General features: G+C 45.9%; 10 protein-coding genes and 1 pseudogene. 5 read left to right on the top strand and 6 right to left on the bottom strand.

Translation table 11 applies throughout. From position 1 onward, the window contains the following. The first annotated feature begins 149 nt into the window (after window positions 1-149). Window positions 150-359 (top strand): DUF6199 family natural product biosynthesis protein, encoded by a 210-nt coding sequence (locus J4772_RS12895; protein ID WP_246016619.1) that lies wholly within the window; start codon window positions 150-152, stop codon window positions 357-359. 1,435 nt (window positions 360-1,794) lie between these two features. Continuing rightward, entirely contained in the window at window positions 1,795-2,235 is a 441-nt protein-coding gene (locus tag J4772_RS12900) for a hypothetical protein (RefSeq protein ID WP_209075507.1), read from the top strand. An 88-nt stretch (window positions 2,236-2,323) separates the two neighbouring features. On the opposite strand, the gene J4772_RS12905 is transcribed toward J4772_RS12900, so the two are convergent. Together J4772_RS12905 and J4772_RS12910 are read right to left on the bottom strand one after the other, a co-directional pair. Then, complete coding sequence (locus J4772_RS12905) at window positions 2,324-3,934, bottom strand: ABC transporter permease (protein WP_209075508.1); 1,611 nt, start codon at window positions 3,932-3,934, stop codon at window positions 2,324-2,326. Next, window positions 3,931-4,851: an ABC transporter ATP-binding protein gene (locus J4772_RS12910; RefSeq protein ID WP_209075509.1), complete on the bottom strand. Its 921-nt coding sequence runs from the start codon at window positions 4,849-4,851 to the stop codon at window positions 3,931-3,933. Before J4772_RS12910 ends, J4772_RS12905 begins: the two co-directional genes overlap by 4 nt. A gap of 186 nt (window positions 4,852-5,037) precedes the next feature. On the opposite strand from J4772_RS12910, the gene J4772_RS12915 reads away from it, so the two are divergent. Further along, window positions 5,038-5,625: a TetR/AcrR family transcriptional regulator gene (locus J4772_RS12915; protein ID WP_116062469.1), complete on the top strand. Its 588-nt coding sequence runs from the start codon at window positions 5,038-5,040 to the stop codon at window positions 5,623-5,625. Window positions 5,626-5,717: 92 nt separating this feature from the next. On the opposite strand, the gene J4772_RS12920 is transcribed toward J4772_RS12915, so the two are convergent. Genes J4772_RS12920 through J4772_RS12930 form a run of 3 tightly spaced genes read right to left on the bottom strand, consistent with a single transcriptional unit; the run spans window position 5,718 to window position 9,431 of the window. Then, a complete protein-coding gene (locus tag J4772_RS12920; protein WP_209075510.1) occupies window positions 5,718-6,863 on the bottom strand; it encodes a Ger(x)C family spore germination protein in 1,146 nt (381 codons plus the stop codon). Between the two features lies 1 nt (window position 6,864). Then, complete coding sequence (locus J4772_RS12925; RefSeq protein WP_209075511.1) at window positions 6,865-8,346, bottom strand: spore germination protein; 1,482 nt, start codon at window positions 8,344-8,346, stop codon at window positions 6,865-6,867. Next, window positions 8,343-9,431, bottom strand: coding sequence for a GerAB/ArcD/ProY family transporter (locus tag J4772_RS12930; protein ID WP_209075512.1), 1,089 nt, complete (start codon window positions 9,429-9,431; stop codon window positions 8,343-8,345). The genes J4772_RS12925 and J4772_RS12930 overlap by 4 nt, the downstream gene beginning before the upstream one ends. 63 nt (window positions 9,432-9,494) lie before the next feature. Here J4772_RS12930 and J4772_RS37540 point away from each other — a divergent pair. Beyond that, a pseudogene (locus J4772_RS37540) lies at window positions 9,495-9,839 on the top strand (patatin-like phospholipase family protein); the annotation flags it as partial. 78 nt (window positions 9,840-9,917) lie between these two features. Next, window positions 9,918-11,906 carry a patatin-like phospholipase family protein gene (locus J4772_RS12935; protein WP_371822897.1) on the top strand — a complete coding sequence of 663 codons (1,989 nt, stop codon included), beginning with the start codon at window positions 9,918-9,920 and terminating at the stop codon, window positions 11,904-11,906. A 465-nt stretch (window positions 11,907-12,371) separates the two neighbouring features. Here J4772_RS12935 and J4772_RS12940 read toward each other — a convergent pair whose 3' ends face one another. Continuing rightward, window positions 12,372-12,533: a hypothetical protein gene (locus tag J4772_RS12940; RefSeq protein ID WP_181917820.1), complete on the bottom strand. Its 162-nt coding sequence runs from the start codon at window positions 12,531-12,533 to the stop codon at window positions 12,372-12,374. Between the last annotated feature and the right edge of the window lie 73 nt (window positions 12,534-12,606).

Consider the following 12,606-nt stretch of genomic DNA (forward strand, 5'->3'; position numbering starts at 1 on the left):
TACTTTGTGTGTATCGATCATCTCAGGCGACTTGGCTTATGGGAACAGCAAGGAATCGAAACGAATAGGGCAAGCCAATGAAACTTATACTCAATTTCAGCGTCTAATAATTGGAACATTCTGTATAATGGTATAGGGAGGTGAGATCTATGTTCCTGTTCACATTGATCCCGATTCTTTTCATCATAATGGGGGCAATCGGAGTATTCTTTCCAAGGATTTCTTGGTACTTGAGCGTAGGCTGGCAGTTCAAAAATGCCGAACCGAGTACGGCAGCCCTTGTATCGGCACGAATAGGCGGTATTTTTGCAATTGTTGCGGGGATTTTCATTCTTACTTCCGGCATTTTTCCAAAATGATGATAAAGGTATGAGAGACATGATTACTTTGTTTTTCTGGCCTGCTATGATTGCATCAATAATTTGTTCTATTTTAGGAATATTGATTAGAAGCCCTCGCAGTTTATACGTCTCTGCTGTTCTAATAATACCCTTGTCTATTTATCTTGCGGTATCGCCAAGGTTTCATATTTGGGGCTTAATATTCCCTTTGTTTTATCTAGGGTCTTCAATATTAATAAGAAAGAACAAATACACATTGGCATTTCTAGTAAATACACCAGTATATCTTGTTATTGGTTGGTTAGGCTATGTGGTTTTGAATCAATGAATTTAAGACCGACAAATGCTAAAAAGAAAGGAGAGCAGTAGCCATGCGAAGATCAATTTTAGGTTTTGCATTTTCTTCGCTCATATATATTTTATTAACAGGCTGTAATTCGGAACCTCAAGTCAAATCATCAGACATAGATCAAATAAAAATTGAATTAATAGAAACATCTATCATGCCTCAAGGAATAGCTTATTCGCTCAAACTAAAGAATTTGTCGCAATTCACAATTGCACAAAATAATGTATACATAAGTTACCCAATAAAAACGTCAACTGGATCTAAGAGCAATCCATTTAAAATAGAAGCTACGAACAATAAATTACAAAGATTATTTTGGCTGCTTTTGCACCAATTGAAGTATACGAAGAGAATCCTAAATTATATACAGAAAACTTCAATGTAGAAATCGTGGGATATATAGAAGAACTTAAGGAGACAAGACGTTTTCTTTAAATAGTTATTTTGTAGGATTGGGGGGCGCAAAATGAGGATCGAAGATCGGTTTGATTCTTTTCCCATTTTAGAAACGAAGAGATCCATATTAAGACCAATAACATTTTCAGATCTCGATGATATTGCCAGTTACTGCTCCATACCGGAAGTGTCACAATATACGTTACCTTGAACTCGTTCGAATTGAAGCACGATGTCTTCCTGAGAATTTGGGTTCATCAAGAGTAATGGAGAAGACGGGAATGAAATTTGAAGGGGTATTAAGAAAGCACATTTGGGCAAAAAACGATTTTCAGGATTTAAAGCTATATTCGATAGTAAGAGAAGATTTCGAGAGCAGGATTGAGTATTAAGGAAGGGTGAGCAAACTTGCAACGAGCAATTATTGTTTACTTCTTGACTAGAAGGGGCTACGATGAAACGTTATTATATAATCCTTATAGTATCCCTATTTTTAATTGGCCTTACTGTCTATCAGTTCTGGTCGATTCAACAGCCAAGAATCGGCCCAGTCGGAGATGGATCTATTTCTCGTTTTGTTTATATTCCTATTATCTTAGGGTTTATCGTCGGAGTGTCTTGGTTGATTAGAAGTATTTATTTAATTATCAAATTACGCAAAAAATAGTTCCTAACCTTGGCAAGTCGTTCAACTCAGGGAGTGATTAAATGAGAGGTATAAAAACAATTCGATCTTTAATATTTTTCATCATAATTTGTACCCTTCCGATTAGTGCGTGCAGCAAGAGCAGCCAAGCTGACGTTGTGAACGACGGTCTAGTTATAAATGCAATTTCATTTGGTCTTGGTGGAGAACCCAACAAAACGCTCGTAACTTATAACTTTAATATTTGGAACAAAACGAGGAATACAGTCCTTATAAGATCTATTGAACCCGTTTTAAGCGATGCTCTTCAGCAAAGATTAATAGATAATGAAATGATAAATGAAGTGAATAGGACGATTAATGGAAGTGCTTCAGAAATATTTACCGGATCATTTGAATTAAATACTCAAGGCTTAGATAAGCAAGCGATAGAAAAACTGAATATCAAATTAGATAAGTTTAGAATAATAACTGAGCAAGAATTGAGGCTAGAAACACATTGATAAATATGTCATTAATTCAAGAGAGCTTGCATTACAGCAACGGGCAAGCGTAATCAGGCTGACACAACCGTACAACAACACTTACAAACTACCCAGGCACGTCACGTTGCCGGAATCCCCGTAACCCAGTCCATGCGAGAGCCACAGCAACCATCGTTAGAAGCAGCAGCGGCGTCCATTCGAATGAGGCGGCGGGCAGCCTTGGAACATGGTGAAGCGGGGAGAGGCTCATCATCCACTCAGGCAGCTGCAATATTCCCCCAAGGTAGACCGCAATAAAAGCGTAAACCACAATAATCCAACTCAGTGCTGCGGCCCTCGGGAGCCAGCCTATCAGAGCGGCAGCCAGGCCGACGGAAACCCACAACGCTGGTACAAAGTTTAATCCCGCAAAAATCAGTTCAGACAAATACCTGGAGTCGTTCATGCTTTGGCTTCCCGTTAGTCCCATTCCCAGGCCTGCCATAAACATCATTGCAACACTGCCTGCTGCAGCGAGGAGGAGATAGCTGCCGAGCAGCCGAGAGCGAGACAGCGCTCCTGACAAAAGCGCATCCACACGTCCTGCATTTTCTTCGCTGCGCAGCTTTAGGATACTCTGCAGAACAGGAATCGTTGCCAGGATGGCAGTCACGGTCATAAACATGCCGGCAATATTATCGGCAAACGAAGCCCCGCCTGCCTCCGGGAGCATTTCATTGAGCGCACCGCCGATGGAATCCATCATTTCCTCGGCTTCTCCGATAAAGGAGCCGTAGGACATTCCAAACAACAACATGGCCAAACACCATACGATCAGATTCAATCTTTGAAGACGAAAAGCAAGTCCGATCGGCGTCGTCAGGCTGCTGGAGGCTTCACTGCGGCCACGCCCGGGGCGCACCAGACCGGCTCCGACATCGCGCCTCACGCTCATCGGATAGGCGATGACGACAAGAAGCGCAGTCAACCCCGCTCCAAGTAGAAGAGGCGTCCATTTATTGTCAACAAAAGCGGAAGTCTGCTGGGCCCATCCGATTGGCGACAGCCACGAAAGCGAGCTATCTCCGATATCGCCGACCGCCCGCAGACAGTATGCGGCAACGAGAACACCGGCGCTCAAGCCGGTTGCGCCGCGTGCATGCTCCATCAACTGACCCAGTACAGCAGCGGTTGCCGCAAAGACGATTCCGACGGAAGCAAGGGCGGCGGCGAACAGAAAGGAGCCTTCCCAGGTGACGGACTCGATCCCCATTACTCCCATTCCCAGAGCAAGGAGAAGGGCAAGTGTTACGTTAACGCCGCCGACAAGCAGCAACGCTGCGGTTGTGTTGGCATGACGTCCTGTAACCGATGCGCGAACCAATTCCATGCGCCCGGTTTCCTCTTCCTTGCGCGTGTGGCGCACAATAAGCATGATACTCATCAAGGCAACGGCAATCCCGGTCATGCCAAGCATTTGATGTGAGATCATTGCCCCGATCGTATAATTTTCCAAGTAAAACTCCGGACCCGTGAGGGCGATCCCGGCGGGATTAACCATTGTCGCTGCCATCGACTGGCGAGCCGTCTCGGTCGGATACAATTCGTCGAAGCTGCTGAGTGTTGCCAGTACGATAAAAAGAATGCTCAGCACCCATGCGGGAATCGCGATCCGATCCATCCGCAACATAAAACGCAGCAATGTCCCCGTTCCCGTCAAAGTCCGCTCCCGTTTCACTTCCGTACACCCCCAGCCGATACTGTCGTATTATCGCTGTTGTCATAGTGCCGCATAAAAAGTTCTTCCAAAGTCGGTGGAGTGCTCGTCAGCGCTTGAATATCAAAGGCGCTCAATATTTGCAGCACATTTCCCAGATGAGAGCTGTCGATCTGAAACTGAGCTTTATTCCCGTTTAATTGGAGAGCATGCACCCCTGCCAGGCCATCAAGCCCGGTTATATTCCGTGCGGTTTCCACAGCGATAAAAGAATGGGTCAAATGCCGCAGCTGGTCAAGGGAGCCGGATTCTACAATGCTGCCGTCGCGGATTATGGCGACACGGTCGCAAAGCTTCTCCACCTCGGCCAGAATATGGCTGGATAGCAGCACGGTTTTCCCTTGAGCCTTTACTTCCGCCACGCACTCCTGAAAGACAGTTTCCATGAGCGGATCCAACCCGGATGTCGGTTCATCCAGAATGAAGAGCTCGGTTTTAGAGGAGGAAAAAGCGGAAACCAAAGCCACTTTTTGCCGATTGCCTTTGGAATAGGTGCGGCATTTTTTAGCAGGGTCCAAATTAAACTTTTCCAACAAGGCCTGACGACGCTTGCGATCCATATCCCCCCGCAGACGTCCGAAGAGGTCGATCGCTTCGCCGCCCGTCAATGTGGGCCATAGATTGACGTCTCCGGGCACGTAGCTAATCCGGCGATGCAGTTCAACCGCGTTTTTCCAAGGGTCTTGACCGAAGAGCCGGACTTCGCCGCTTGTTTTGCGCAGTAACCCCAACAAAATACGAATCGTGGTGGATTTTCCCGCACCGTTTGGACCGATGAAACCAAGAACTTCGCCTTCGCGCGCCTCCAGATTCAAACCGTCCAATGCTCTGACTTGGCCATAATATTTGGTTAACTGATTGGCTTGAATAACCGACATGGCTACACCCCCAATTTTGATTCTTTACCTTACAGCACTCCAAATTGGATATAATAATAAAATTGTGTAACGTGATTGAATTCAGTTACATAATATTTCACGAGCAATTTGCTGTCAATAAAAAAATAACGATAGGTTGTTTTGTTACATAATTTAAATGTAAAATGAATGACGGAGGGATAGAGAATGAATGGATTCCAAAAACGAAGAGAGCAGAAAAAGCAGCAAATTCTTCGTTCTTTGCACAATATGATTATGAATCGCAACTTTCAAGAAATCGGCGTACGGGAAATCGCGAAGGAAGCTGGCGTTTCGCCCGCTTCCATCTATAACTTTTTTGGCAGCAAAGAGGAGCTGGCCAAACAAATTTTTTATCATCTCATGGAAGAAGAAGGGGAAGCCTTCCAGAAGATGATGGAAGCCGACATCCCTTTCGAAGAAAAAATGGAAAACATGTACGCGTTGTCGATCAGTAATCAGGAAACCTTAAACAACGACGGTTTAAAAAACTTCATGTTTGAGGATCCCGTATTTACCGAGCATATTGAACAATATTCACGAACAGTTGTCATTCCAGCCATTATGAAGCTGATCGAGCAAGGCAAGCAGGAACAGAAAATATCCGGAGGCGTATCTTCGGAGGCGATTCTGTTTTTTATGAATGTCATTATGCAGATGCTCGGCAGCTCTTCTGTACGGGACAAATTGAATGTGGAGATGCGAAAGGAAATCGGCCATCTGTTTTTTTACGGCATCTTCGGGAAAAAGCCCTAATAAGCATAAGGGGCCAACCCTTCTCAACGGGCTGACCTCCTAATAGGAACGGGCTATTGCTCCATGAATTATCCGAATTTCCATATCACCATTTATTTTAGCGGATAGACCTTCATTCCGGTCTGATTAATATTTACTTTAACCGTGATCGAAGAGATGGAGCTTTCGTTTAATAATAAGTCGTTTGTACGTTTTAATTGCTTCCAAGCAGTTGGCTTTTGTCGAAATAGGAGATGTTCCAAGCTATATATATCTGATTTAATCTCCAGGCCGTTCCTGAACGTATTCATCACCTCATTTCTAACCACATCCTCGGCTTTACTTTCTATCTCGCTTCTGGTTAGCTCATCCAAGGTTTCAATGATGTCGCCATTGAGCTTGATGTGGAAATGATAATTCGGAGTCCCGTTATTGAAACTGAGAGACAGTCGGACACTGGGACTCCCAAGAGACACTACTGCAGCATCTTCTCCATGACTTGTGATGACAATCGGCGATCGAGTCGTATTTTTATCTAGCCATCTTAAGCCCAATAATTTATTATTCTCCAGCTTTCCAAGAAGTTTCCCTTCCTCTATCACGTATGCACCGTCAATATACATTTTGGGATCTATTTTCTCGTTTTTCTTCCAGGTCGTCGAGTCGATCGAGAGCGTGGGCAATAGGACGGTAGTTCCAGGCTCCCATAGTCGAGACAGAAATTTCAAATAGCGAACGGGTTCGATTAACGATCTCTGATCATAGGCTTCTAAAGGTTCTTGAGCCAGCGTATTCCTTTGGGAAAAATTAAAAAATGCCGGAACGGAGAGCAAACGTTCTATCGGTTCGCGAGTGCCGAAGATCCATGGCGTTAGCCGGATTTCCCAAAATCGGCCGATCAAATCGTCGGTTTTGAGAAAATTGGATTTTATAGCATTTTCTCCGACGATAATGCTTGAAACATGACTCCATGAAGTCAATTCTTGGGCAGTCGAATAGAGTTCGTTCATGGCCAGTTTCAACGTCTTTCCTTTTGCTTTGCCTATCCATGTCTGGGGTCTCTTTCCGGATTTCCCCGACTCGGTCTTCGCTATGAAAGTGAAGTCGAGCATCTGAGCATATAAGACGAAGGAATTGTCGATATAATCAATTCCGATGGACGTTACATAATTCACGTTTTCAATCTCTTTAATGTCCCAGCAACCGTAGGTCATCCCTAACGTTAGGACGACGCAAATTAGCTTGAAGAAAGTCCTCATCTCATTCGTTGTCCCTTCCTTGACGAGTCGTATCCACCGTATTCAACATACTCGGTCTCTTTTTGTAGAAGGACCACGGTTTCGCAAGCAAGCCGGCCACCACGTCCTTCCACACAAGTGGCGATACCGGGGATAAGTAAGGAAGTCCGAACGATTTCAGAACGGACAGGTAGGCAAGCAAGCTCATCATCCCGATAAAAAAACCAAACATCCCAAGGATAGAAGCCCAGAGCAGAACATAGATCCGAATAAGGCTGACCGTTCCGGTCAAGGTCTGATTAACCAAAGTGAACGTGGCTACCGCAGTAGTTGCCGATACGACCAGCATGGTCGGCGACGTCATTCCGGCCCGTATTGCCGCATCGCCGATGATTAATCCGCCCAAGACGGCTATCGTCTGACCGACCGCTTTCGGCAGTCGAATGCCGGCCTCCCTGAACAACTCGAACATGGCTAGCATGAGCAAAAGTTCCATTGGAGTCGAGAAGGGGAGCCCGAATCTGGAAGTCGTAATCGTTGCCAGCAAGGGGAACGGAATTTGATCCAAATCGTAGGAGGTTAAAGCGATCCAAAACCCTGGTAAGAAGATCGCGATGAACAAGCCGAGCAATCGAAGCATTCGTTCGAATATGACAAAGTAATACGGAAAATAAGCATCTTCAGGCGTTTTCAACAATTCTAACAAATTGCAGGGAGCGATGAGCGCCATAGGAGATCCGTCGACCAAAATGATAAACCTGCCTCTAAGTAGACATGTCGATGCAAAATCGGGCCTTCCGATGTAATCCAGTAACGGAAAAATCGAAAGCGATGAATCCGAAAGGGCTTCTTCAAGTTGATTGCTTGCAATCAACGCATCGACTTCAATCCGTTTCAACCGATTTCTTGCTTCGTCGATGATCTGCGGCTGAATAATATCCGAAATGTATAACAGGGAAATTTTCGTACTGCTTCTTGTGCCGATTACGTACCGTTCGTTATGAAGCGAACAGGTAGGCAGCCTTTTACGAATTAAAGCAACGTTGGTGTTGATATCTTCCGTAAACGCATCCCGAGCCCCTTTGATCGAAATTTCGGTACTCGACTCTTCGGGCTGCCTTTGCGGCAATTGCGAGATATCCATGGAAAAAAAGCAACCCTGTAAGGCAAAAAAGGCGATCAAATGACCGGCGAAAAGAAGGGTCTCCACCTCGGAGCGCTTGTCCAGCTTCTTCCATTCCATCGACTGTTCCATGGCCACAACGAGTTCGTCCCACTGCTCACTCTCATCGATCAAGCGTTCCAAATTCGGCAACGCGTGCTGATTGAGGAGTTGGCCATCAATCATTCCTTCGCAGTAGAGGACTAGACCCGATATTGGATTTTGCCCCTTTGGAGGAAGTTCTCGCAAAACTACGTCAACGGAATGGGCAAATAGCGATTTCAATCGATCTTTATCTAAAACCTCGCCGTCAACGAGGTTATTTCTGTTTGTTGGATTCATGCATTTTCCTCTCCGCTCCGGAATTTAAATGAGGCAAGCGTCAAGATTAACGTCAACGCCGAGAAAAACACGAGAGAGACCAGGGAGTATCCCCCAAAAAGAAATGATTCGATTTGCTTATCGACGAAAGCGTTTAGCGATAACCCGAACAATAGTGCGCCGATAATAATCAAGGTTGTCAAACGCCTTTTTTTGCTTTTGAACGGGGGAGTATCCGTGATTAGAAACAAGAAAAGGGTAATCCGAATCAGAGCCCCGGACATCCATTGATACAAGGCCAAAAAATCCAAGTGATTAATATATTTAGTGACTACGACAAGTTTCCATTGATCGAAGGCCGGATAACGAGCTTGGGCGGCCACTACCGGTCCGAAATTTGCAATGGCTCCTATTAGCGGACCAAGCGTAAGTCCGGCTAGCAGGATCGCCATGATGCTAATCGAGAAATAACTTACCGGTTTGGCCAGATGGTGCTGAATAAAGACAAGCACGATCAATTCCAGAAACCCACCGCCGGCTACGATCATACTTCTTAAAATAGGCTCGTAGCCTTCAACGAATAACGGCGTTAACAACGAATATTCCTTATATCGCAGATTGGCAATGGCAACAAAATTGCCCAAAACCCAAACGACAGGTAAAAGGACGCCCGACATGATCGCAATAGAGCGTATTCCGTTGTAGGCGATGATAACGCATAGAGAGAGAAGGATGAACACGACGACCCCTTTGGGTGTCTGAGGTAAGTAGGAGACCTTGATCCACTTTACCGTTTCACGAAGTATAATTAATGCCATTAAGAAGAAAAAGGAAGAGGTAAAGATAAGCAAGAACCAACTAATAAAAGGACCATATCGTTCCTTCAGCCAGGTGAAAATAGGCTTTCGATGGGTTCGCCTGATAATAAAGGAGATCAAGTATACCCAGAACACGCTTATTATCAGAGTCAAAACAATTCCGAGCCATGCATCCCTTTTGGCCGTATGCAGGAGGAGCGGAATCATAATGACATGATTTGTAATCCCTAAAGAGAGGAGAAGGATGAAATAGGCATCTCGCACAGAGATCCTGGAGGTTGATGTCATTTATGCTCCACCTTTTTATTTCGACAACTGGTACTCACCAGTATTCTCCATTCGAATGAATTTATGTATCGCGGACTATTACTGAACCTGTTGAGAGTAACCCTCCGGCTAGAAGCCGCATATACCTGGCGCTCCCGACAGCACAGGGAAAATCGTTCCCGAAAAATTCCTTTTCTGCCCGGGAATGTGTCTCTTGAGAGCGGGATATGCGGAATATTACGATATAGCCGAAGCCAAAAAACATTGGAGGGAATTCATGTGACAGTCGGTTTTGTACTAAGCGGAGGCGGAGCGCGCGGCAACTTTCAAGTCGGGGCAGCGCGCTACCTCTATGAGAGAAACGTTAGACCTACAGTCATTACGGGAACGTCCGTCGGGGCCATTAATGCGGTCAAACTCGCGGAAGGAGAGGGGGATGGCCATGACGAAACCCGAGGACTCCGTGGATTAATTCGCATCTGGCGAGATCTGCAAACGACGTCGGATATGTGGGTGGAAGAGAATTGGTATATTAATGTTAAAAATAATAAAATTATAAAACATTTAGAGAGTAAAGATGTTCGTAAAGAAAAGTTTCAAGTTGCAGGGGCCAGCGTGGCGATATTCGGAACGCTTGGACTCATGTATCACATTAATGAGGCATACGATTCTGCCGAAGATCTAATCAATCAAATTAAAGAGGTGCTAAACGGCCAGTCTCAATCGCTATACAATTTGGGTCCCATTTACTCGAAACTGAACGATCAATCCAAACTCGATCCTGTAAAAGTGTGGCATAGCGGCATTAAATTACGCATGAGCATTGTCGCCCTTGAAAGCGGCACATTGCGATATGTGACGGAAAAGGGTAATGTGCTGGAGCGGGACTGCGTCACCTATGTGCAGACATTACCTCCGTACGCTCCGGAATGTTTACCGATTGCCGTCAAAATCAAAGAGCTAGAGCAGCAGCGAGCCTATCTCTACTCTGAATTGGAGATGGCTGCGCCAAGAGATAAAGCGGGTATAATAGAGAAAATTCGCGAAAAGAACGGAGAAATTTCGTACCAAAATCAGCTGATGACGAGTTGCAAAATCTCTTATCCACCTCAGTCCGTCCCTTTAAGCATCGCATTGAGCGGCGGGACGTTGGCGTCCGCCTCGATTCCGCTGGCATTTTCTCCAATTAAAATAGGCAATGAGCATTATGTAGACGGCGGCGTTCGTGAGCTTGTGCCGATTCAGGCCGCTATTCAGGCGGGAGCAACTGAAATTTATGCGCTATTGGCCTCGGATAACTCTTTGGAACCGGCGCGAAGCCTTTTAAACGGAAAACTGGTTGAGACCTATGCCAAAGGTTCCGCAAACTTGATCGACGTGGCGAATCGTGCGACAAGCGATATTATGGCTAATGAAGTGGGATTAAGTGAGATAGAGCCCTATATTTCAAACGTAAACCCGAACGTAAACGTGATGATCATCCAGCCCGATCACGACATTCATGACATAATGACCATAGATCCCGGACTTATCGATATTCGAATGGCCTACGGTTATATGAAAGCGGACGATACTTATCAGGCGAGGCAAGCCGATCCGGCAAACTACAGGCAATTGGCGAACCAGTACTCGCAGGAACGAAATACGGATTTGATCTATCGCATGCGTTATGAGATCTGGAAATTGGAATACGAGGCGACCGGTTATAGGTTCGAATTCGACGATAAAGGCCGACCAAAGTATCCTCCTCAATGGATTGGACACAATCTCGATGCGATTCGACAAGTCCGGGATCTTAAAAACCGACTGAGCGACCTTGTGCATGACAGAAGAAGAAAAGGGGGATACGTTCCGGCGGAGGCCCAGGATTGGTCCAACACCTGGGAGCGTCATCCATGGACGCCCGATCGCGGACTGTGGCTTCCTAACGCCCCCGCAGCACAGGGCAGCGTTGTCCGACCGGGAGAAACTTTAGGCATCGATCAGGCCATCCATTCGCCAAACGGGCTATACTCGCTGGTTTTTCAAGGAGACGGAAATCTCGTTCTCTATAAAATAACTAAAACGACAGGCAGGGTAGCCCAGGAGTGCCGTCCTATTCAAGCTGAAGTTAACCAACTACAAAATCAATTAGCAAGTCTGCAAGCGCAGTTGGCTACTGCATCTCCGAGAGAGAAAGCGGTAATCATGGAGCAGATTCAGGAACTGAAAGCGGTCATCGATCTCAGACAAGGGGATTTGACCGCGTGCAATGCAACATACCCTCCTGAAGTATTGATCACGAGGAATGCAGCTTGGGCGACAGGAACTACGGCGACGGCAGGGGCATGTTATTTGGATCACGATGGGAACTTGTACATTTTCGATGAAGGCAAGCAGATCGTCTGGTTCACCAATAAATGCAGGAATCCGAATAGTCATCTCGCTGTCCAGGACGACGGCAATATTGTCATCTATCGTCCGGACGGAAGCGTAGTCTGGTCGATGAAAGGCTAACGGCAAAATCGCTGCTGTTCCGGCAATAAGGAGTAGCAGCGATTAACCGTCAGGACAAGCCTGACGGTTTGTCTTACAGTCTGCGCTGGTTTATTCCGGAATCGAAATCGAGAAGGAGCCAGTGGCGCTGGCTCCGCTTAAATTCAGAAGACCGATAGTCTGAATCTGATTGATACTTACCCCGTATTCCAGCCCGCCATTCACATCCAGTTCAAAGGGAGGCAGCCCATTGTAGCGAGTAATGACCAGCCGAACAGGGCCCGTCAAACTGTCCGTGCTAAGCGTTACAAGTCCGGTAGCGCCTGGAGGATCGACCGCGGAATAGTAGGCTGCATATCTGCATGATAACGATTAACGCCCTGCTCCAAATACGTCATTCAGTTCGACGTCAAGGAGGCAGGGCGTATATTTTGAATATCGGGTTTCAACCTTATGTTAGGCACTGAACGGTTCACGACATCGTTCTCAGAACTTGGGCAGAATATATTTGACCAGGAAGTACATGATGCCGAAAAAAATGATAAGGTAAGCTGCATACTTGATGAATGTAGCCGTCACTCGGCTGGAATCCGATCTCTTCTCGATATGGCGCTCCTCAACCTGAATGTTGCGCTGATCGGTTGTCATGCGAATCACCCTCTCTTCCTATGTTGCTATTTCTTACCCCAAGCGAGGGATGGCCAATCAGTGATAGTAAATA

It is taken from the genome of Cohnella sp. LGH, assembly GCF_017671885.1.
In the GTDB taxonomy this organism is placed as follows: domain Bacteria; phylum Bacillota; class Bacilli; order Paenibacillales; family Paenibacillaceae; genus Cohnella; species Cohnella phaseoli.